The following is a 19751-nucleotide window of genomic DNA, read 5'->3' as shown; positions in this document are numbered from 1 at the left end:
TTTTGCATGTTCCGATTTCAGAAGAAAGAGTATAATGATGTCAAAGGTAGGTAGGGCACAAAGGAGGTAGTAAGCCATGAAAAAGATACTATTGATTTTGCTGGCCATGGCTGTGACAGCCTTGGCTCCGATGGGAACAACGGCGTATGCTGCCGAGCATTCCCATGCCGTTAGGGATAAGGGAGCAACAACGGTGACGGCGCGGGCTGATTTGCAGGCGGGGTTGCGAGACCTGTGGATCGGCCATGTGTTCTGGGTGAGGAACGTCGCATTGACGACAAAATATGGGGACAGTACGGCTGCGGCAATAGCCGAAGGAAAGGTCGTTGAAAATGCGAAGGCCATTGCAGCCTCCATCGAGCCGTTTTACGGCAAGCCGGCGTCCGACAAGCTGTTCGGCCTGCTGGCGGGGCACTACGGCGCGGTAAAAGCGTATATGACAGCGTCCTATGCGGGCGACAAGGCGGGCAAGGAGGCGGCAAAGGACAAGCTGGTCAAGAATGCCGATGAAATCGCGGCCTTCCTGAGCGGAGCAAACCCGTATCTTCCTAGGGAGACGCTCAAGACGCTCCTGTACGCCCACGGCGGCCACCACATGGCGCAGCTTGACGCTCTGGCCGGGAAGGACTTCGCACAAGAAGCCAAGGTCTGGGATGACATGAAAGACCACATGTACGTCATTGCCGATGCCTTGGCCGGCGGACTCGCGAAGCAGTTCCCGAAAATGATCCGATAACGGGGAGATGGCCGGGTTAATAGAAGAGAGGGGATGGCTGCTTGTCCCTGAAGCAGTCATCCCCTCTCGGTGCGACCTGATGAGGCAATGATATCCATGGAAAAGATGCCAGAAACCAGCCGTGCCTGTGAAGGCTCGCCGTCGGGACAATTGCTGCTGGGCATCCGCCAGTTCAACAGGGAGGAGTGGTTTGAGTGCCATGAGACTCTAGAAGCCCTCTGGCTCAAGGAAAGGGGAGACGTGCGGAATTTTTACCAGGGGATCATCCAGATTGCCATCGCGCTTCATCACTGGCGAAACGGCAACCTTGGCGGGTCACTGAGCCTCTTGGCCGGCGGCAGAGGCTATTTGCTCCGTGTGCCGGAGGTCTGCCTGTGGGTTGATGTGGCAGGGTTCATCGCCCAAGCTGACCGAGTGATCTCTGCACTGGAACGGCTCGGCAAGGAGAAAATGGGGGAACTGGACCCGGTGCTCATCCCGCGACTGAAGACGGTGGAGGTAACAGAGTAACCCCCGTCTCTCTGTCTTATCGGGTGGCTACAGGAGGAGTGGTTTCGCCAGTGCCCCCCGCACCGGCAGCTGGTAGTGGCCGGGGGTTACAAGGTACTTGGAGAGGAGAACGAAGACCAGCTTCTGGCGGTCGAGAAAGGCCGGCTGAGGCATCAACTCCAGGGTCAGGTTGAGGGGAGACGCGCCGAGAGGGGTGGCGAGGGGACTATCTCCTTTGAGGCGGATATAGAGGTCCGCCCCCTGGAGGGTGAAGCTGTCGAGGGTGGCCCGACCCGAAGCCACGCGGACCATTCCCCGGACCGTGTCGTAGGCGGCATCGGGAAGAGGGGTGCCGCCGATGGCCACCCCGCGGATATCAGCCCCCTTGACCTCCAGGCGGAGTTGCCCGGCGGTCCGGGGCCCCGCCCCCGTGAAGGATGCATCCACCGTCAGGAGCCCCTTCACCTCGGCGCCGGCAACAGTCTTGAAGAAGGGGATATCCTCCAGCCGGACATCCCGCGCTTCCAGGGTTCCCTTTCCGCCATTGGAAGGACGGTAGGAACCGCTCACACGGCCTGGCCCCACGGTGGCGTCCATGGTGACGACCGCTTTTCCGGTCAGGAGGGGGAGGAGGGCGAGCCGCGCCGCGACCCGATCGAAGCGCAGGACCGGCCCCTCATCGGTGGCAATGGTGACACCTTTGGCCGAGATCCCCAGGGGGAAAGCCTTGCCGAAGCGGTCGGCGTGGAAGGTGTACCCCTCCCGCGCCAGAAGCCGAGACACGATCCCTTCCAGCTCACGGGAGGGGATGAGGATCACCGTGAAGGCGACGGTCATGAGGATGCCTGCCACGATGGCGGCACCCCAGCGGAGGGGACGGCTGAGGGTCATCGGGCCCCCGGGGCCTGCCGCAGGAGCGCCACGGTGAGGGTCAGGTCAAGGCGGGAGGGGTCGTCGAAGCGGGTCCGGAGGAGGGCCTTTTTCACGATGAGCGGCCTGGTGCCCTTTTCGAGCCGGTGGAGGAGGTTCACTGCCTCGTTGGCGGTGAGCCCTTCGATCTTCACCTCGGCGGCGTCTTCCAGGAAGCCTCCCCGCTCCTCCCCCTTCATGGGGGCGACTCGGGTCGATTTTCCCTTGATACCGGTCTCCTCCACGATCTTCGCCGGAGTCTCGTCGCCGCGGGTGGCCGCAAGGCGGTTGGTGAACCGCTGGGAGACCGCCCTTACGTCGCGAATGTTATTCTTGAGCCCCATCATCTCCACCAGGTCGGCCTCGCGACGGATCCGTTTCTTCTCCAAAAGGGCGATCCGGTCGTAGATGGCTGAAAAAGCCACGGCCAGGGCCAGCAGCGCAATGAGGGCATATCCCCAGCGGAGGCGGGTCTGGCTGTCCATGGCCCCATAGGCGTCGCGGATGCGGTCGAATACGGTCATTGGCTCCCCTCCTTCATGGTGCCCCGGAGGGTGAACGTGACGGTGCCGTCCGGCTTCGAGGTTATCTGGCCCACCTCAGCGGGAGAGAGCATGGCTGCCAGGCGGTTCTTGAAGTCGTTGACCGCCTGGGTCGAGCGGGCGTCACCCTTGAGTCGCACCTGGCCGCTGTCGATCTCCACCTCGTAGAGGCCGAGGATGTCATCACCCTTGGCCATGGCGAGGCGGTTCAGGGTTTCCAGCACCTGGCTTTTCCCGCCGGATGAGCCCAGCTTGCGGAGTTCGGCCCGCATCTCCGCTGCCTCGTCCACCCCCTTTTTTCGTCCGGGGAAGACCTCGCGATAGATGGTGCCAATGGAGGCGTCAAGGGATGCCAGATCGCGCTTCACGAGGAGATAGCGGATGCTGGCGTCGGCCCCCAGGAGGAAAAGGAGGAGTGCCGCCAGGGCGAGGGGGAGGCGGAGGCGGCGCAGCGCCTTTTCCTTCCCCTTTGTCCAGGCCAGATCCCCGGCGCGGAAATCCACCGCATCCCCCTGGGCCATGGCCGTGGCCAGAGCCCAGGCGGAACCATAGCGGCGGGCCGCTCCCTCGTCGCCGCCAAAGGCTGCGGCAAGGCTCCCCTCAACCGGAAGGGGGGTGCCCTCCGCCGTGGCAGGTGCGCCGAGGCGGCAGGTCCGGTCCACGGTGATCCCCTTGCTTATTTCCAGGAGCGCCAGGGTGCGGGCGCAATCCTCCCCCTCGGTCAAGGCCCGGAAAAAGAGAGGTTCCCTGTCCCGGAAGAGGGCCAGGGCCGACCCGTCGGTGAGGGCCACGGTCCCATGATCTTGCGACGGGAGGAGTTCCCCCCAGTGGAGAGGAGCCGCGGAGAGAACCTCCGGTTCGACACCGGCCGCTGCCGTGGCCGAGATGCAGGCGGCAAGCTCCCGTTTCCTCCCCCAGAGGGCGAGGACCGCTCCCCCCGCAAGGGGGAGTCCGGCAAAGGCCAGTTCGTCGGTCTCCAGGGCCGTTTCTCCCCTGAGTTCCAGGGGGAGTACCTCCCGCAGTTTCTTCCGGTCCCGGATGGGGAGACCCATCTCCCGCATGAAAAGGCGGGCCAGGGGGAGGGAAAGGGCGATCCGGGAGTCGTTGCCGGCAGGAGGCAGTTCCCGCAGGGCATCGGCCAGTTCGGCTTCGGTTGCTGCAGGACGGCTGTCGGCGCCCTGGAAAAGGAGCTCGCCCCGGCGCTGCAGGAACCGGCTTGCAACCAGCTCGGCGCCGGTCCATTCGAGAATCAGGTAGATCATCAATACTCTCTCCAGTAGAGATACTGCGGCTGCATTCCTTCGAGGCCCACCACCGCTTCGACGATCCGGACCGCCTCGCCCACCGTGGCCCGCGAGACGAGCCGGTAGGTGGAACCCCTCACACCCAGCTGCATGCCGGGTGAGTTGGCGATCCGGTCCATCCCCGGCACCGTGGCGAGTTCTCCGGTGCTGGCAAAGGGGGTCTGGCGGCGCCGCTCGATGATGGCCCGGGCCAGCTCTTCGGTCATGTCGTCGTGGAGCGCCATGAGGACCGGAAGCGGGGCGGTGTTGATGTCGATGGCCCAGTCAGCGCCGTAGACGGTGGCATAGGGGCTCAATTTCTGGACGATGGCCGGCGTGAAGCCCCGGACGAGTCCCAGTTCCCCGAAGGTTTGCATGGGGCCGTTGCGGGGAAGGTACGGGGCGGACAGCGCCTGGTAGTAAGGTGTCTCGGCGCCGTCGGGGCGCGGGTCCTGATCCGCATCCACCCAGTCTGCCACGGCGTCGCTGATCCCTTCGGGGAACCCCTGGAGCCGCAGCAGCCGCCGCCTGGCCTGGTCGTGGAATTCGGAGACGGCGTTCAGGTTGAGCTTGCCGTTCTCCTCCTCGATGGTAACGGAGACCTTCCCCTTTTCGTCTTCCAGTTCCTGTGGTATTTCCAGGACCTGGAGCAGGGCCGTGTTGTCCCCACTCTGCCGCAGGCTTCGAATGAGGGCGATCCCTCCCTTTACTCCACTATCGGCCATGAGGCTTGCCTGCTGGAGGTTCACGAAGTTGCGCTGCAGGGACGTATCCACGTAGACTCCGTGGATGAATTCGACGGCCACCGCCACCAGCAGGGCGGTCACCACCAGGGTCAGGACGAGGGCGAATCCCTGTTCTTGGCGGAGTGTTCTCATCGCAGCCTCGGCTTGGCCGTGACGGAGTAGTCGGCGGTATTCTCCCCGTCCCTGACGGTGAGGATGATCCGCACCCGCTCCGGGAGCTTGGGGGAAAGCTCCGTGTTCCAGGTCCGCACCCACTTGCCGCTGTCGTAGCACTCCACGAGGAACCCCTCGATCTCGTCCATCTGGGGATAGGGGATCGGCTTCATGCTCCCGAAGAGGTCAGTGGCCTCCCGGTTGAGGCTGAGTCGCTTCTCCTTTTCCTTTACCTCGTATTTCACCAGAACGAGGTCCGAGGCGGGGCGCTCCTCCGCCGATGGCGGAGCCACAGTCACCAGCTCCAGGGTGGAGGCAGGCTTGCCGAAGATGTCCCGGTCGTTTACCACGAAGCGGAGGCGTTTATCGCTGGTCCGGTAGAAGGCCCCGTCGAGCTCCCGCCGGAGGAGGTCGAGGGTTCCCCGCAGTTCCCGGCGCTGCTCCCCCCCTTCCTCCGCCCGCTCCCTGGCCCGCAGCACGGTGAAGTAGCTGGAGTAGAGGGCGCCGGCTATGATGACGAGGAGGAGCATCGCCACCAGCACTTCCAGGAGGGTGAAACCGCCGTTTCCGCGTTCGGTTCGAGTCATTCTAGGGGGCCAGGTACCGGACAAGGGCAACGCTCCGCTTCTTGTTGTCCCACGACACGACAAGGGTCATCCGGCGCAGGCTTTCCACCTCCGTGGGTGTCGCAGTCATCTCCCAGCTGTATTCCGGGCGCGTGGGGGCGAAAGTCCCTTCCTTTTTTTCCGGGATGTCCTTTTCCTCTTCCAGGTCGGACAGCTTCTGCCGCGCCAGGAGGACGGCCACGGTTTCCCGGCGGTCCCGCTCCACGATGGAGAGGTGATAGTTCACCGCACCGATCACGGTGAAGACGACGCCGGCCATGATGGCAAGGGCGACCATGACCTCCAGGAGGGTGAATCCTCCCGCATCGCCGCACAACAGGGTGGGTCGCCGCATTACTGGGGTTCCTCCACGTATCCCTCGGAAACCGTCACCTTCCCGGAGGGGTAGGCCATGACCGTCATGGCGGCATCGTCCTCTCCCCTCAGGTGGATTGCTGTGAAGTCGCCGAGACCGGCCATGTCGAACCGGAGCACTACCTCGCCGGTCGTCACCTTCCCCCCACGGGGAGTCGTCACGTCGGCCACGGTGACCCCTTCGGCCGGAAGCGGCCGATCGAGGAAGCTTTCCCCCGTCGATCCTTCCGTGCCATCGGAGAGGAGGCGAGTGACCCGGACCGTGCCGGTGCCGGGCTCAAGGCGGATCCGGTGGGGGGTCTTCCCCGTAATGGCCCGGTCCTGCACATAGCGGATCGTGGCCGCCAACTGCCGGGCCGAGCGGTTAAGCTCCAGGGCATGGCTGACGGTGAGCCGGGGGAGGGCGATTGCCGCCATCAGCCCGAGGAGGGCGATCACCACCAGGAGCTCCATGAGGGTGAAGCCCCGGCATGAGGGGCGCCGGTTACTGGAGGTTCCAGCTCTCGATGTCGGCATTCTTTCCTTCGCCCCCCTTCACGCCGTCGGCGCCGAGGGAGTAGAGGTCGTAGTCGCCGTGCTCCCCCGGGGAGAGATAGGCGAAATCGTTCCCCCAGGGATCCTTGGGAACCTTCTTGCTTTCCAGATACCCTTCGGCCTTGTAGTTCTTGGGGATTTGCCCCACCGCGGGCTTCGCCACCAGGGCCGCCAGTCCCTGCTCCGTGGAGGGGAAGACGCCGTTGTCCAGCTTGTAGAGCTTGAGGGCCGTCTCCATGTTCTTGATCTGCACCTTGGCGTCGGCGATCTTGGCGTCGTCGGAGCGGCCGATGATCTTCGGCGCCACGAGGGCCGCCAGGAGCGCCAGGATGGCGATGACCACCATGATTTCGATGAGGGTGAAGCCGCGGTTGTTCATGGGTTTCCGGTTCATTGGGGAAGACCTCCTGTCAGGATTATCGGACCAGTTGGTTCAATTCGAATATGGGGAGGAGCACTGCCAGGACCACGAGCCCCACGGCAAGCCCCATGGCGAGGACCAGGAGCGGCTCCAGCAGCGCCATGAGCCCCGAAACGGCGGTGTCAAACTCTCGCTCGAAGGCATTTCCCGCCTTGGCCAGCATCTCTTCCAGCTCTCCCCCCTTTTCTCCCACCGCCACCATGTGGATCAGGAGTGGCGGAAAGAGCGTTCCTTTGCGTAGCGCCCCCGAGAGGTTCCCCCCCTCGGCCAGTTCCGCCGCGATAGTGTGGAGAGACCCCCGGTAGACCCGGTTCACCAGGACCTGGGCGGTGATCTCCAGGGCCTTGATGACCGGCACGCCACTGGCCAGCAGAAGCCCTAGGACCTTGGCGAAGCGGGAGAGGATCAGGTGCCGGATGAGTCCCCCCACCACGGGGAGCCCCAAGAGCCACCGGTCCCGCCGGAGCCGGAACCCTTCCTGCGTCGCGAGGCGGCGGTAGAGGAATACTCCGCCGGCGGCGAGCCCCAGAAGTGCCCACCAGAAGTGGCGCAGGAAGGCACTCGTCTTGATGAGCGCAATGGTGATGAGGGGGAGGGCAGCCTTGTTGTCCTCGAAGATGGTGACGATCTTGGGGATGACGAAGGTGAGAAGAAAGAGCATCACCCCCCCACCCACGACGATCATGAGGAGCGGGTAGGCGAGGGAGGCCGTCACCTTGCTTCGGATGGCCCGCTGCTCCTCCAGAAAGAGGGCAAGCTTTTCCAGCACCGTTTCGAGGGAGCCGCTTGCCTCGCCCGCCGCCACCATGGCCACGTAGCTCTCGCTGAAGAGCCCCGGCTCCAGGGAGAGAGCCTTGGCCAAGCTCGCACCCTCGGCCAGCCGTTCCCGGATGCGCCCCAGGGCCTTTTTCAGCTCTCCCGGCTCCTCCTGCTCACCGAGGGTGGTGACCGCCTCGAAGATCGGCACCTGGGAGCCCACGAGGGTTGCCAGCCGCCGGGTCATGAGGGCGATCTCCGCAAGCCCGGTGTGCCCCCCGAAGAGGCGGCGTCCCGGTGCCGCTCCCTCATCTTCGGCCGGCGAGATCTCTCGGGGGAAGAGGCCGTCCCGCTTGAGCCGCTGGCGGGCCTCCTTGAGGTTTTCCGCCTCCAGGGTGCCGGCGGTGTCGCGGCCTTCGGCCGTATAGGCGCTATACCGGAAGGTCGGCATACTCCTCCTGGGTCACCCGCAGAACCTCCTCGATGGTGGTGATGCCGGCCGCCGCCTTGGCAAGGCCATCATCCCGCAGGGTCCGCATGCCGCGGGAGACGGCGTACTCCTTGATGGTTCCCGCCGGTTCCCGCCGGATGATCATGGAACAGATCTCCCCGTCCACGGGGAGGAGCTCGTAGATGCCGACCCGTCCCCAGGTGCCGAGTCCGTAGCACTTCTCGCATCCCCGTCCCCGGTAGAGGGTGGCGGGGAGAGTGATGCCGGCGTACTGGCGCTCGGGCGTATAGGGCTCCCGGCAGTGGGGGCAGATGCGACGCACGAGACGCTGGGCCAGGACCGCCGAAAGGGACGACGCCACCATGAACGGTTCGATCCCCATGTCCACGAGCCGGGCGATGGCCGTGGCCGAATCGTTGGTGTGGAGGGTGGAGAGGACCAGGTGCCCCGTGAGGGAGGCCTGCATGGCGATCTCCGCAGTCTCGGCGTCCCGGATCTCCCCCACCATGACGATGTCCGGGTCCTGGCGGAGGATGGCCCGGAGCCCCTGGGCAAAGGTGAGGTCGATCTTGGGGTTCACCTGGATCTGGCCGATCCCCTTGATCTGGTATTCGATGGGGTCCTCGATGGTGATGATGTTCTTCTCGGGGGAGTTGAGTCGGTTCAGGGCCGCGTAGAGGGTGGTGGACTTGCCGCTCCCCGTGGGGCCGGTGACGAGGATGATGCCGCTGGTGCGTGACAGGAGCCGCTCCATGGCGGCGACCCCCCGCTCTTCCATGCCGATGTCGGCCAGGGAGATGATCCCCTTCTGCTTGTCCAGGAGCCGGAGCACGGTCCGCTCGCCGAAAAAGGTGGGGATGATGGAGACCCGGATGTCCACGTCGCGCCCTGCCACGATGACCCGGATGCGGCCGTCCTGGGGGAGGCGTTTTTCGGCGATGTTGAGGCCTGCCATGATCTTCACCCGGGAGGCAAGGGCCTCCTGCACCACCTTGGGGGGGGCGAGCTTTTTGTAGAGGATGCCGTCGATCCTGAACCGGACCTCCAGCTCCCGCTCGTAGGGCTCGATGTGGATGTCGCTGGCCCGCTCCTTCACCGCCTCGGAGAGGATGGAGTTGAGGAGCCGGATAACCGGGGCCTCGTCGGTCAGATCCAGGAGATCCTTGGGTTCCGAGAGCTCGGTGGCGATGACAGAGAGGTCTTCTCCAACCAGTTCCTCCACCACCTCCTGGGCCGTGCTCCCGAGGCGGCCATAGAGGCGGTTCACCGCGTCGAGGACCGTCTTTTGCGGCGCCGCCACAAGCTCCACCGGCAGGCCGTAGACCCCGCGCACCTCGTCAACGGCGGCCAGGTCGGCCGGGTTCCCGGCCGCCACCATCAGTCTCCCGTCTCGCTCCCGCAAGGGCAGGACGAGCCGCCCCCGGGCGAAAGCGAGGGGAAGCCGGGCCAGGAGCGTCAAGTCGGCTTCACCTTCCTCGATTTCGGCCGTGAAAGGGATACCGAGCCTTTCGGCTATGCGTTCCACGTCGTGGGTATCGGTCATTGCTTCGTCTTCAGTTCTTCCCGGTCGAGGCTGAAGGGGATATCCATCCTCACCGCGTTGTCGAACGTTCCCTTCTGAAGGTTCGACACCTCAGCCATTTCCTGGGCACCGCGGATAATCCGCGGGGTGAGGACGATCATCAGATTGGTCTTTTCCCGCCGGGCCGATTTGGTCTTGAAAAACCACCCCAGGAGCGGGATGTCGCCGAGGATCGGGATCTTGTTGATTGTTTCGGTGTCGCGGTCCTGGATGAGCCCGCCGATGACCACGGTGTCCTTGTCCTTCACCACCACGGCGGTCTTGGCCGAGCGCTTGGTGGTGACCAGGTCCTTGGCCTGGCCGACGCTATCCTTGACGGCCGAGATCTCCTGGTAGATGTCGAGCTTCACGAATTCCCCCTCGCTGATCTGGGGGGTGATCCGGAGCGTGATGCCGGTGTCCTTCCGCTCGATGGACTGCTGGGAAAGGCCCGTGGATGTGAGGTTTGTCTGGGTGAGAAACGGCACGTTCTCGCCCACGAAGATCTCGGCTTCCTTGTTGTCGGAGGTCAGAATGTTGGGTGTGGAGAGGACGTTCACGGCGCCGTTGGAGATGAGAGCCTTGAGGACCCCTCCCAGTTGCAGGTTGCTTGAGCCGGCAAATCCGGTGAGTACGTTGAGGATTGCTGCCTGTTGCGGAGAAGCCCCCCCCACGAAGTTGAAGGGATCGAAGACCCCTGCCTCAGCCGTGTTGCCGGCTGTCCCTCCGCCGCTCACGGCCAACTGGAGGCCCAGTTCTTTCGCCTTGTCGAGGGAGACTTCGGCAATGACCGCCTGTACGAATACCTGGCGGCGTCGCTTGTCCAGTTTCTGGATCACCTGGAGGAGGTTCTGGTAGTCGACCGGCGAGGCCATGATCACCAGGGAGTTGGTGGCCTTGTCGGGGGTGACGGAAATCTTGCCCCCCTCGAAGGGGGATTGGGCAGGGGCCGTTGCGGGCGCTCCCCCCTGCTGGCCCGGGAGAGGGACACCTTTGATGATGCCGTCGAGGACTTTACCCACCTCGGTGGCATCGGCATTCTCCAGGTAGTAGACGTTGATCTTGCTGCTCGAAGTGGGGGGAACGACGTCTATCAGGGCGACCAGCTTCTTGATGTCTTCCTTGTCGCGGTCGTTGCCGGAGATGACGAGGGCGTTGAGTCGGTTGTCGGGAATGACGAGCACGCCGGCGGCGGAGGTGGTCTGTTGCCCGCCCTGACCAGCGGCGGCCGGCCGGCTCCCCTTGCCGCCGAGCCATTCGCGGATCACCGTTGCCACGCTTTCCGCCGAGGCGTTCTTGAGGAAGACGGTTTCGGTTCCCTCGCGCTTCTGGAGCGAATCAACCTGGGCGAGGATGCCGGTCAGCTTCTGGATGTTCAGGGCCGAATCCACCACCATGAGCATGTTGTTGGCGCCGAAGGCGGCGATGTAGCCATCCTTGGAAACGATGGGCTGGAGAAAGGTCACCGCCTCCTGGGCCGAGATTCTTTCGAGGGGAATAATTCGGGCCACGTAGGCGTCGCTGACCGGTCCCCGGTCCTTCTCCGTGAGGAGCTTCATCCCCGACTGCTTCGCCTGGGACGTCGGGATGATCTTGTAGACCCTTCCTGCCGGTACGATGGTGAATCCCTTCAGTTCCAGCACTGATGTGAAGACGTTGAAGGCTTCGTCGGACGAGAGCTTCGAAGGGGAATAGACCGAGATCTTCCCCTTCACCCGTTCGTCCATGACGAAGTTCTTACCGGTGAGGTCGCTGATGAACTTCACCATGGTGGCGATATCCACATCGCTGAAGTTGAGAACCACCCCCTTGGCCATGGCTGGCACGGGGGCCAGGAGAGAGAGGAGAAGTGCCGCCGAGGCGAGCCCTGCTGAGAAGCGTATGATCACGAATGCCTCCGGGTGAAGCGTCTGCTGGTTCGGGATGGCCCGGACCTGGATTAGCGTATGTCGTAACTGAACGTTGACGGTTGCCCGTCCCGTACCAGATCGAGCTTGATCCGGTTCTGCCCCTTGAGGGAGGCAAGGGACTGGATAGCCCGTTCAGGGGAGTCAACGGGGAGATCGTTTATTTTGTGCAGCACATCGCCGTTTTTGATGCCTACCATGGCAAAGACCCCTGACGGTTTCACCTCCGAAACGCGGAACCCCTCCACTTTGCCGTCCTTGACGCTGGGGAGGAGCCGGGCGTCGGTCATGGCCTGGCCGATGTTGTCGAGGGCCGCATTCAGGAGCCGTTGGTCGACGACGAAGGTCCCCGATCCGGTTTGGGTTGCCCCGCCTGTCACGGCAGGTCCCTGGGGGGAAGGAGATGCCGGTGATTCAGACGGTGTCGCCTGAGGTGTCAGCAATTTGACCCGCTTTCCGCCGGACAGAATTTCGACACTCTCCTTTTGGACGCTCACGAGGGGGCCCCGTTCGAAAACCTGGTCGCCGAGCCTGAAAACCCGCTCCTCGGGCGGCGTGGTTCGCCTGATCAGGGCAAAGGTCTCCCGGAATGAGCCCCGTACCGTGCCGACGAGGACAAGGTCCCCTTGAGCGGATGGCGGGTTGCTTCCCTTGGCAACTGGTGCTGTTGCTGTGAGGAGTGTCAACTTCCCCTGTGCCGCACGCCCGAAGAGCCCCTTTTCGACAATGGGCGCATACGCTGACAGCGCCTCTGATTGGGCCGGTTTCACGGCGTTGTGGGTACGATTGACGGTGCTCTGAAGGGTATGGGACAGGCGATAGCCCACCAGGGCCGCCGCAATCCGAGCGAGTGCCAGAGAGTTCAGAATGAGGAGAAGAGCGGTTATGAAATAAATCTTTTTCATAATGCCTACTTAGCGCTGCCGAAAGTGAGGTTCATACTAATCAAGATGTTCAGGGCTGGCAAGAGAAAACACCACCAGAGCGCTATCAACGGGAGGCCCCCATGTTGACAAACCGCTACCCCCTTATTACAGTTATCAGGTTAAATCCATTGTCGGAGGTAGCCATGAAACTGTCTTCACTGCGGTTTTTTAAAGAGATTGTCTTCGCTGCCTGTCTCGCAGTGCTTGCGGTGGGAGAATCCCCTGCAAAGGTTTTGACGCCCGATTTCGTCGATCTCGCTGAGAAGCTCAAGCCTACGGTCGTCAACATTAGTACCACGAAGACGTTAACGCCCCAGTTCCGAATGCGGCGCCAGCCATCTCCATTCCCCGACCCGTTTCAGGACTTTTTCGAGCATTTTTTCGAGGAAATGCCCCGCCGCCCCCAGCGTGAGCGGAGTCTCGGATCGGGCTTCATCATCAGCAAGCAGGGGTTCATCATTACCAATAATCACGTCATTGCCGGGGCTGACGAGATCAAGGTCCGCCTCTCCGACGGCCGTGAATTCAAGGCGGAGGTCAAAGGCTCCGATGAGAAGCTCGATTTAGCTCTTATCAAGATTGATGCCAAAGAGAATCTCCCCGTGGCTGAACTGGGGGACAGCGCCCAGATCAAGGTGGGGGAATGGGTCATGGCCATCGGCAACCCCTTCGGCCTGGCTCAGACTGTTACCGCAGGGATTGTCAGCGCGACGGGGCGCGTTATCGGCAGCGGCCCCTATGACGACTTCATCCAGACTGATGCCTCCATCAATCCGGGGAATTCCGGTGGTCCCCTCTTCAACGCCGAAGGGAAGGTCATAGGGATCAACACCGCCATTGTGGCTGGCGGACAGGGGATCGGCTTTGCCATTCCGGTCAATATGGCCAAAGATGTTCTTCCCCAGCTCGAAGAGAAAGGGAAGGTGACGAGGGGATGGCTTGGCGTTACCATGCAGCCGATGTCACCGGAGTTGGCCAAGTCGTTCGGCCTCGAAGGTGAAAAAGGAGCCCTCATCACGGATGTTGTCAAGGACGGGCCGGCGGCCAACGCGGGGCTCAGGAGCGGCGACATAATTCTGGAGTTCGATGGGAAAAAGATCAATGAGATGAGCGAGCTGCCGCGGCTGGTGGCTGCCGAGCCCATTGGCAAGGCTGTCAAAATCAAGGTTCTCCGGGAGGGGAAACCCCGGGAATTCACCGTTTCTGTCGGCCGGCTTGCCGAGTCGGGCGACGAGAACAACCAGAAGACCGCCGGTGATGCGTTCGGCCTCTCTGCCCGGGAACTGACCAAGGATCTCGCTGCACGGTTGGGGCTGAAGGAGTCCCGGGGGGTGGTCGTCACCGGTGTGAAGCAGGGGAGCATTGCCGAGCTCGGAGGCTTCCAGTCAGGGGACATAATACTCGAGATTGGCGACAAGGCGGTTGCGACTGTTATGGATTACGAGAAGCTGATCAAGGAATACGGGAAGGGTGATGTTGTCCGCTTCCTGTTGCGTCGTGGAGACTCCAACTACTATCTGGCTTTGCGAATAGAATAGATGTTCACGGGGTGCAGGCTGAACTGAACGCACCCCGTTTTTATTCAGGAGGAACTGTTATGAATGCTCGGGTTGTTTTGCATGATGCCCTGCTCTACCCCTGCCCGCTGCTTGTTCTGGGCTGCTACGAAGACCGATTCAGTGAGAACACCCTTCTGGGTTCCGTTGACGATGCATTGGGGCGAGGTCTGTCTGCCATCCGTGAGGCTGGAGAATTTACCGGCAAACTCAACAGGACCAAGCTCATCCACACCCTTGGCCGTCTCCCTGCGGAACGGCTTCTCCTTGTCGGGCTGGGCCAGCGGGATGCGGTTACTCCCGAGCGGGTTCGCCAGGCGGCGGGGAGTGCGGTGAAGGCAGTCCGTGCCACCGGTGTGGTGCGCTTCGCTACCATCTTGCACCGTTCGGCTGATTCCGTGCCTGGATCACTGGAAGCCTCACTGGAAGGTTATCTTCTTGGCGGTTACGGTTTCGATATCTACAAGACTACGAAAAATGACGAAGGCACCGTTGAGGAGATGGCCGTCCTTGTGGACGAGGAAGGCGAACTGGCATCGACCGAGCGCGCGGTGAGCGAGCGCACGACGGTCTGTGATGCGGTAAGCTTTGTCCGCGATCTGGTTTCCCATCCCTGCAACGTGGCGACCCCCGCATATCTCGCCGACCGAGCCATCGAAATGGCAGGGCGACTCGGCGTCGCCTGTCGCGTGCTCGAGCGCGAGGATATGGAGCGGCTTTCCATGGAGGGAATCCTGTCCGTGGCCAAGGGATCCCATCACTCGCCCCGGTTCATCATTCTCGAATATCTGGCGGGAGACCCCAAGAAACGTCCCGTTGTTCTCGTCGGGAAAGGAGTGACGTTCGACTCGGGGGGGATATCCCTCAAGCCGCGGGAGGGGATGGAGAGGATGAAGGACGACATGGCGGGAGCCGCGGCGGTAATGGGTACCATCAGTGCTGTGTCCGGGCTCCGGATGCCGGTCAACGTTGTCGGCCTCATCCCTGTAGCGGAAAATATGCCCGGCGGTGGCGCCTATAGGCCTGGCGATGTGGTGCGTACGATGTCAGGGCAAACGGTGGAGATTGTCAACACAGATGCGGAGGGGAGGATGCTCCTCTGTGACGCCCTTTATTACGCGCAACGCTATCGTCCCGCCGCTCTCATCGACCTGGCTACCCTCACGGGGGCCTGTCTCGTGGCCCTTGGCACTGTCGCAACAGCGGTCATGGGAAACGATTCGACGCTCATCCGCGCGCTTACGACTTCAGGCGAAGCCACGGGGGAGCGGCTCTGGGAGCTTCCCGTCTGGGACGAGTACGGAGAACTCATGAAAAGCGACATCGCCGACATGAAAAATGCCGGGGGACCCCATGCCGGCACCATCTCTGCGGCATGGTTTCTCCAACGCTATGTGGGGAAGGCGAAATGGGCCCACCTCGACATCGCGGGCACCGCGTGGGAGGAGAAGGGGAAGCCTTACCTCCCCAAGGGGGCGACCGGTGTCGGCGTGAGGCTCCTGGTGGAATATCTGCAGAGAACCTTTGGCTGAAATTCGGATTGACGGTTGGATAGAGACAAAAAGGGGTGTGCCCACTGGGACACACCCCTTTTGCTCTTTAAGAGATTTGAAACCGATTACTTCGCGACGGTCTCGGCAAGCTTGATCGCAACGTCCTTGTAGGGGTTGGCGAACAGGATGATGAGGCACACGACGAGAACGTAGATGGCCAGAGACTCGATCATGGCCAGACCGATCATCATGGTGGTCAGGATCTTGCCGGAAGCACCCGGATTGCGGGAAACGCCTTCAACGGCGCTCTTTACCGCGAGACCTTGGCCGATACCGGTACCGAACGCACCGATAGCCATACCGAAACCAGCTGCGAGCATGCACATCGTAAGAAAATCCATCTTTTACTACCTCCCTTTGGGTGTTGTCTCCTAAACAGTATAGGATTCGAGTAATTAGTGAGCCTCTTCGAGAGAGCCCTGAATATAAATCATGGCGAGAAGCATGAATACGAACGCCTGGATAAAGGATACGAGAACCCCCATCAGCATCATCGGCAGCGGCACGAGGAACGGCGCCAAGGCGAAGAAGATCATGAGAACGAGTTCGTGGCCGTTCATGTTGCCGAAAAGACGCAGTGAGAGAGAAAGGGGACGGCTCAGGTGGCCGATGATCTCAATGAAGAACATGAGCGGTGCCAACCACCAGATCGGGCCCATGAAGTGCTGAAGGTAATGGAATCCGTGTTTCTTGATCCCGACCACGTGGGTCGAGAGGAACACGATAATTGCGCACGCCGCGGTCGTATTCAGGTTTGCAGTTGGCGGGAAGAACCCGGGAATGAGGCCGATGAGGTTCGATACGAGAACGAAGAGGGCAAGGGTGGCTATGAGCGGAAAGTAGGGCCGTCCTTTCTCTCCCATGGTTTCTTCCACCATATTCTCGATGCCGCCGACCACCACTTCCATGAAGTTTTGCATTCCTGTGGGAACGGCTTTGAGCGCTTTGGTGGCAATAAGCGAAACGATTAGCAGGAATACGATAATGAGCCATGTGTATGCAATGGCGTCAGCTCCCGCTTCCGAAATGTGGAGCGGTTCGAGGAGCTTTCTGAAGAACTGCAGGAACAGCAGCGGATGAACCATGAGTTACTCTCCTTTATCAAGCAACATATAAATCGAAAGTCCTATAATTACGACCACGAATATCGACAAGCCGATGATAAGGCCTATGACGTCGATTCCAGCGTGGACAATGAGCACATAAAGTATAAGGGCGACAAAGGCAAGCCGGAGCAAATAGCGGAACTGGGCGAAACTGCCTGCCTGCCGGGGATGAAGATTCAGGACACGTTTCAGGGTGTTTCGCATCCAGTAAAAATTGAAGAGGGCAAGAATTCCGCCAGCAAGGATACTAACAGCAAATCTGCCAGACCAGAACACATAGCCGGTCAGGCAGAGAACACCAAGAAGAACTAGGCCACCAATTGTGACGGCGGCAAAGAGCCTATCCTCGCTTATTGTCCTCCCCATCTTTTCGTATTTCCCTGCCGGCGATTATATATATATTCCTGAAGCCGGCCGCGATGCCAAAAAACAGAAATATGAAGAAGAACCAAGGGTGCGTGCCGAACCACTTGTCGAGTTGTCTTCCGATGACAACGCCAATGATGATAGCCAGCGCCATCGAAATGCCCATGCTCGAAACGAGACCGACGGTCTTTATGAGGTTTCGTTTTTCTTCGTCCATGGGGCAACGTATAGTGGAATGTGGCACGGAAACCTCAGCTTCTTACCACAGCATCTATAACGGTGTCAATGACAATTAACGGCTAGAGTTTTTTGAAACATGAGAATGCCGCTGCAATGGTCTTTTCGATGTCTTCACTGGAGTGGGCAATGGAGACAAAAGCGGTTTCAAACTGCGATGGTGCCAGGTAGATACCTTCTTCAAGCATCGATCGGAAGAAGGTGGCGAAAGACTTGGTGTCGCACATGGCCGCCGACGTCCAGTCGTGCACTTCGCCGTTTGTGAAGAAAGCGCAAAACATGCTGCCGACCCGTGTCGAGTAGATTGGGTAGCCTGCACGACGAGCTGCGTCTGCAATCCCTTCGGCCAGCGCACGACTCTTTTCCTCGAGGCGACCGTAGAAGCCGTCTTCCTGGAGTAGCTTGAGTGTTTCTATGCCCGCGGTCATGGCAAGTGGATTGCCAGAAAGAGTTCCTGCCTGATAAACCCCGCCCGAGGGCGAAAGTTGTTGCATTATCTCTCTTTTGCCACCAAATGCTCCGACAGGAAGGCCTCCGCCGATAATTTTCCCCAAGGTGGTCATGTCAGGTGTTATGCCATAGCGTTCCTGGGCGCCGCCGTATGCAACGCGGAAACCAGTCATGACTTCGTCGAAGATGAGGATAATTCCCTCGTTGGTGCAGATCTCTCGGAGTCCTTCAAGAAATCCCGCGCGGGGAGGGACGGTACCCATATTGCCAGCAATTGGCTCGACAATAATGCACGCGACCTCTCTGGAATGGGCGCAAATGAGTTCCTCGACCGATTCAAGGTCATTGAAGGTTGCAGTGAGGGTATGTTGAGCAAAGTCCCTTGGAACGCCAGGTGAGTCGGGAACGCCAAAAGTCGCCGCGCCGGAACCTGCCTTGACGAGGAGGGAGTCGGCGTGGCCATGGTAACATCCTGAAAATTTGATGATCTTGTCTCGTCCTGTATAACCGCGTGCCAGGCGGATGGCGCTCATGGTTGCTTCTGTGCCTGAGCTTACCATGCGGACCATTTCGATCGATGGGACTGCTGCAACCACCATCTCCGCCAAAGTGATTTCGAGTTCGGTCGGCGCACCAAAGCTGCTGCCGTTCTCCGTGGCGCGCTGAACGGAAGCCACGATCCGGGGGTGACAATGGCCGAGAATCATCGGTCCCCAGGAACCAACATAATCTATATAGGCATTATCGTCGGCATCAATAATGGTAGAGCCTGAAGCTTTCTTAATGAAAACCGGTTCTGCTCCTACTGATTTGAATGCTCGTACTGGGCTGTTAACACCGCCGGGGATAATTTCTTGTGCCTTGGCAAAAAGTTCTTTGGAATGGGATGTGTTCATCGTCGTGTGGCCCCTTATTGTGTCTAATTTAGCTGGAAAATTAATATGTTATTAGCATGTGGCAAGTCAGGTGTCAAGGGGCAAAAGGTTGCGGCCAGGGGGTGCTGGAGAGGCTGGAATTTGGTAGGAAATCGACAAATTAAGCGGGCAAGATTAAAGCTTTTTTTCCTTGACAAAGTTTTTTAAATGGCATAAGTTCCCATCAAATTGTATACAGTATACGCATGCGACAAACGTGGTTTTAGATAGAACCTGAGTCGCCAGTTGATGTTGATAATAATTAAATTGAAGCAATAACTCAGTCTGGAGGTAAGACATATGCTTGGCGCCTATCTTCCGATACTTGTCTTGGTGGCAATTGCTGTCATCTTTGGTCTCTGCTCGCTGGTGTTTTCGTCGCTGATCGGGCAGAAGAAGCCAAGTGTTGTCAAGCTTGCTCCATACGAGTGTGGCTGTGAGCCGGTCGGGTCTGCCCGTGAGAGGTTCTCGGTAAAGTTTTATATTATCGCCATGCTCTTTATCTTGTTTGATATTGAAGCAGTCTTTCTCTATCCGTGGTCGGTTCTCTTTAAGAGGTTGGGGATGTTCGGCGTGATGGAGATGGGGGTCTTTATCGTTATACTCTTTGTTGGTTACATCTATGTATGGAAAAAAGGAGCCTTGGAATGGGAGTAGATCAGCCGTTGGGAGATAGCTTCATTACAGCGTCCTTGGACGGTCTCGTCAACTGGGCGAGGAAGTCCTCCATTTGGCCGATGACCTTCGGTCTTGCCTGCTGTGCCATCGAGATGATGGCTACCGGGGCATCCCATAACGACCTTGACCGTTTTGGTATTATTTTCCGTGCTTCGCCAAGGCAGGCCGACTGCATCATTATTGCTGGAACGGTCACCAAAAAGATGCTGCCCGTAATCCAGACCGTTTACGAGCAAATGCCTGAGCCGAAGTGGGTGGTCGCTATGGGGGCCTGTGCCTGTTCGGGTGGGGTTTTTGATACGTATAGTGTCGTGCAGGGGATTGATGAGGCGCTTCCGGTAGATGTGTATATCCCTGGTTGCCCTCCCCGGCCGGAGGCATTGCTTTATGGTCTTATCAAGCTTCAGGATAAAATCATGAAGGATAAGAACTCCTTTGGTTCTACTATCGGTCTTGGCCAGCGACTCGAGTCGGCGGCGTGACCATATCAACTAGGT

23 protein-coding genes are annotated in these 19751 nt (G+C 60.2%); 6 read left to right on the top strand and 17 right to left on the bottom strand.

The window, feature by feature from the left end; all coding sequences use genetic code 11:
• Positions 1-76: 76 nt before the first annotated feature.
• Together GMET_RS16920 and GMET_RS16915 are read left to right on the top strand one after the other, a co-directional pair.
• Complete coding sequence (locus GMET_RS16920; protein ID WP_004512602.1) at positions 77-736, top strand: hypothetical protein; 660 nt, start codon at positions 77-79, stop codon at positions 734-736.
• A 96-nt stretch (positions 737-832) separates the two neighbouring features.
• On the top strand, positions 833-1246 hold the full coding sequence (locus GMET_RS16915; RefSeq protein ID WP_004512601.1) for a DUF309 domain-containing protein: 414 nt from the start codon (positions 833-835) through the stop codon (positions 1244-1246).
• Between the two features lie 27 nt (positions 1247-1273).
• Here GMET_RS16915 and gspN read toward each other — a convergent pair whose 3' ends face one another.
• Genes gspN through gspC form a run of 12 tightly spaced genes read right to left on the bottom strand, consistent with a single transcriptional unit; the run spans position 1274 to position 12373 of the window.
• On the bottom strand, positions 1274-2116 hold the full coding sequence (gene gspN, locus GMET_RS16910; protein ID WP_004512600.1) for a type II secretion system protein GspN: 843 nt from the start codon (positions 2114-2116) through the stop codon (positions 1274-1276).
• Entirely contained in the window at positions 2113-2658 is a 546-nt protein-coding gene (locus GMET_RS16905; protein WP_004512599.1) for a hypothetical protein, read from the bottom strand. The genes gspN and GMET_RS16905 overlap by 4 nt, the downstream gene beginning before the upstream one ends.
• The gene (gene gspL, locus GMET_RS16900; protein WP_004512598.1) at positions 2655-3938 is read right to left on the bottom strand and encodes a type II secretion system protein GspL; all 1284 of its coding nucleotides are present in this window, start codon (positions 3936-3938) and stop codon (positions 2655-2657) included. Before gspL ends, GMET_RS16905 begins: the two co-directional genes overlap by 4 nt.
• Complete coding sequence (gene gspK / locus GMET_RS16895) at positions 3938-4837, bottom strand: type II secretion system minor pseudopilin GspK (RefSeq protein WP_004512597.1); 900 nt, start codon at positions 4835-4837, stop codon at positions 3938-3940. Before gspK ends, gspL begins: the two co-directional genes overlap by 1 nt.
• Positions 4834-5445: a GspJ family type II secretion system protein gene (locus GMET_RS16890; protein ID WP_004512596.1), complete on the bottom strand. Its 612-nt coding sequence runs from the start codon at positions 5443-5445 to the stop codon at positions 4834-4836. Before GMET_RS16890 ends, gspK begins: the two co-directional genes overlap by 4 nt.
• A 1-nt stretch (position 5446) precedes the next feature.
• Positions 5447-5818, bottom strand: a complete 372-nt coding sequence (gene gspI, locus GMET_RS16885; protein WP_004512595.1) for a type II secretion system minor pseudopilin GspI — start codon at positions 5816-5818, stop codon at positions 5447-5449.
• A complete protein-coding gene (locus GMET_RS16880; RefSeq protein WP_011366184.1) occupies positions 5818-6354 on the bottom strand; it encodes a pilus assembly FimT family protein in 537 nt (178 codons plus the stop codon). The genes gspI and GMET_RS16880 overlap by 1 nt, the downstream gene beginning before the upstream one ends.
• Positions 6323-6766 carry a type II secretion system major pseudopilin GspG gene (gene gspG, locus GMET_RS16875; RefSeq protein ID WP_004512593.1) on the bottom strand — a complete coding sequence of 148 codons (444 nt, stop codon included), beginning with the start codon at positions 6764-6766 and terminating at the stop codon, positions 6323-6325. The genes GMET_RS16880 and gspG overlap by 32 nt, the downstream gene beginning before the upstream one ends.
• Positions 6767-6788: 22 nt before the next feature.
• The gene (gene gspF, locus GMET_RS16870) at positions 6789-8000 is read right to left on the bottom strand and encodes a type II secretion system inner membrane protein GspF (RefSeq protein ID WP_004512592.1); all 1212 of its coding nucleotides are present in this window, start codon (positions 7998-8000) and stop codon (positions 6789-6791) included.
• Positions 7981-9543 carry a type II secretion system ATPase GspE gene (gene gspE, locus GMET_RS16865; RefSeq protein WP_004512591.1) on the bottom strand — a complete coding sequence of 521 codons (1563 nt, stop codon included), beginning with the start codon at positions 9541-9543 and terminating at the stop codon, positions 7981-7983. Before gspE ends, gspF begins: the two co-directional genes overlap by 20 nt.
• Entirely contained in the window at positions 9540-11450 is a 1911-nt protein-coding gene (gene gspD, locus GMET_RS16860; protein ID WP_004512590.1) for a type II secretion system secretin GspD, read from the bottom strand. Before gspD ends, gspE begins: the two co-directional genes overlap by 4 nt.
• A 50-nt stretch (positions 11451-11500) precedes the next feature.
• A complete protein-coding gene (gspC, locus tag GMET_RS16855) occupies positions 11501-12373 on the bottom strand; it encodes a type II secretion system protein GspC (RefSeq protein WP_004512589.1) in 873 nt (290 codons plus the stop codon).
• 164 nt (positions 12374-12537) lie between these two features.
• Here gspC and GMET_RS16850 point away from each other — a divergent pair, with 164 nt between their 5' ends.
• Positions 12538-13932: a DegQ family serine endoprotease gene (locus tag GMET_RS16850; protein WP_011366183.1), complete on the top strand. Its 1395-nt coding sequence runs from the start codon at positions 12538-12540 to the stop codon at positions 13930-13932.
• Positions 13933-13991: 59 nt separating this feature from the next.
• On the top strand, positions 13992-15482 hold the full coding sequence (locus tag GMET_RS16845; protein WP_004512587.1) for a leucyl aminopeptidase: 1491 nt from the start codon (positions 13992-13994) through the stop codon (positions 15480-15482).
• 86 nt (positions 15483-15568) lie between these two features.
• On the opposite strand, the gene atpE is transcribed toward GMET_RS16845, so the two are convergent.
• The 5 genes from atpE to hemL form a co-directional block, all read right to left on the bottom strand.
• Complete coding sequence (atpE, locus tag GMET_RS16840) at positions 15569-15844, bottom strand: ATP synthase F0 subunit C (protein ID WP_004512586.1); 276 nt, start codon at positions 15842-15844, stop codon at positions 15569-15571.
• A gap of 54 nt (positions 15845-15898) precedes the next feature.
• Complete coding sequence (locus GMET_RS16835) at positions 15899-16588, bottom strand: F0F1 ATP synthase subunit A (protein WP_004512585.1); 690 nt, start codon at positions 16586-16588, stop codon at positions 15899-15901.
• A gap of 3 nt (positions 16589-16591) precedes the next feature.
• Positions 16592-16975, bottom strand: coding sequence for an ATP synthase subunit I (locus tag GMET_RS16830; protein WP_004512584.1), 384 nt, complete (start codon positions 16973-16975; stop codon positions 16592-16594).
• Positions 16950-17192 carry an AtpZ/AtpI family protein gene (locus GMET_RS16825; protein WP_011366182.1) on the bottom strand — a complete coding sequence of 81 codons (243 nt, stop codon included), beginning with the start codon at positions 17190-17192 and terminating at the stop codon, positions 16950-16952. The genes GMET_RS16830 and GMET_RS16825 overlap by 26 nt, the downstream gene beginning before the upstream one ends.
• 82 nt (positions 17193-17274) lie before the next feature.
• Positions 17275-18558, bottom strand: coding sequence for a glutamate-1-semialdehyde 2,1-aminomutase (hemL, locus tag GMET_RS16820; protein ID WP_004512582.1), 1284 nt, complete (start codon positions 18556-18558; stop codon positions 17275-17277).
• Positions 18559-18876: 318 nt separating this feature from the next.
• Here hemL and GMET_RS16815 point away from each other — a divergent pair, with 318 nt between their 5' ends.
• Positions 18877-19233, top strand: coding sequence for an NADH-quinone oxidoreductase subunit A (locus GMET_RS16815; protein ID WP_004512581.1), 357 nt, complete (start codon positions 18877-18879; stop codon positions 19231-19233).
• Complete coding sequence (locus GMET_RS16810) at positions 19224-19736, top strand: NADH-quinone oxidoreductase subunit B (protein ID WP_004512580.1); 513 nt, start codon at positions 19224-19226, stop codon at positions 19734-19736. The genes GMET_RS16815 and GMET_RS16810 overlap by 10 nt, the downstream gene beginning before the upstream one ends.
• Positions 19737-19751: the final 15 nt, after the last annotated feature.

It is taken from the genome of Geobacter metallireducens GS-15, from assembly GCF_000012925.1.
Classification (GTDB): Bacteria; Desulfobacterota; Desulfuromonadia; order Geobacterales; family Geobacteraceae; genus Geobacter; species Geobacter metallireducens.
Note: the sequence above shows the minus strand (reverse complement) of the source record. Positions and strands in the feature narration are given on the sequence as shown.

Coding starts and splice junctions, on each gene's coding strand:
- GMET_RS16850 (WP_011366183.1), top strand. CDS start 12,538: ATGAAACTGTCTTCACTGCGGTTTTTTAAAGAGATTGTCTTCGCTGCC.
- GMET_RS16810 (WP_004512580.1), top strand. CDS start 19,224: ATGGGAGTAGATCAGCCGTTGGGAGATAGCTTCATTACAGCGTCCTTG.
- gspK (WP_004512597.1), bottom strand. CDS start 4,837: ATGAGAACACTCCGCCAAGAACAGGGATTCGCCCTCGTCCTGACCCTG.
- gspC (WP_004512589.1), bottom strand. CDS start 12,373: ATGAAAAAGATTTATTTCATAACCGCTCTTCTCCTCATTCTGAACTCT.
- gspF (WP_004512592.1), bottom strand. CDS start 8,000: ATGCCGACCTTCCGGTATAGCGCCTATACGGCCGAAGGCCGCGACACC.
- GMET_RS16845 (WP_004512587.1), top strand. CDS start 13,992: ATGAATGCTCGGGTTGTTTTGCATGATGCCCTGCTCTACCCCTGCCCG.
- GMET_RS16815 (WP_004512581.1), top strand. CDS start 18,877: ATGCTTGGCGCCTATCTTCCGATACTTGTCTTGGTGGCAATTGCTGTC.
- gspI (WP_004512595.1), bottom strand. CDS start 5,818: ATGCGGCGACCCACCCTGTTGTGCGGCGATGCGGGAGGATTCACCCTC.
- GMET_RS16835 (WP_004512585.1), bottom strand. CDS start 16,588: ATGGTTCATCCGCTGCTGTTCCTGCAGTTCTTCAGAAAGCTCCTCGAA.
- gspE (WP_004512591.1), bottom strand. CDS start 9,543: ATGACCGATACCCACGACGTGGAACGCATAGCCGAAAGGCTCGGTATC.
- GMET_RS16890 (WP_004512596.1), bottom strand. CDS start 5,445: ATGACTCGAACCGAACGCGGAAACGGCGGTTTCACCCTCCTGGAAGTG.
- gspN (WP_004512600.1), bottom strand. CDS start 2,116: ATGACCCTCAGCCGTCCCCTCCGCTGGGGTGCCGCCATCGTGGCAGGC.
- GMET_RS16825 (WP_011366182.1), bottom strand. CDS start 17,192: ATGGACGAAGAAAAACGAAACCTCATAAAGACCGTCGGTCTCGTTTCG.
- atpE (WP_004512586.1), bottom strand. CDS start 15,844: ATGGATTTTCTTACGATGTGCATGCTCGCAGCTGGTTTCGGTATGGCT.
- GMET_RS16830 (WP_004512584.1), bottom strand. CDS start 16,975: ATGGGGAGGACAATAAGCGAGGATAGGCTCTTTGCCGCCGTCACAATT.
- GMET_RS16920 (WP_004512602.1), top strand. CDS start 77: ATGAAAAAGATACTATTGATTTTGCTGGCCATGGCTGTGACAGCCTTG.
- hemL (WP_004512582.1), bottom strand. CDS start 18,558: ATGAACACATCCCATTCCAAAGAACTTTTTGCCAAGGCACAAGAAATT.
- gspG (WP_004512593.1), bottom strand. CDS start 6,766: ATGAACCGGAAACCCATGAACAACCGCGGCTTCACCCTCATCGAAATC.
- GMET_RS16915 (WP_004512601.1), top strand. CDS start 833: ATGGAAAAGATGCCAGAAACCAGCCGTGCCTGTGAAGGCTCGCCGTCG.
- GMET_RS16880 (WP_011366184.1), bottom strand. CDS start 6,354: ATGCCGACATCGAGAGCTGGAACCTCCAGTAACCGGCGCCCCTCATGC.
- gspL (WP_004512598.1), bottom strand. CDS start 3,938: ATGATCTACCTGATTCTCGAATGGACCGGCGCCGAGCTGGTTGCAAGC.
- GMET_RS16905 (WP_004512599.1), bottom strand. CDS start 2,658: ATGACCGTATTCGACCGCATCCGCGACGCCTATGGGGCCATGGACAGC.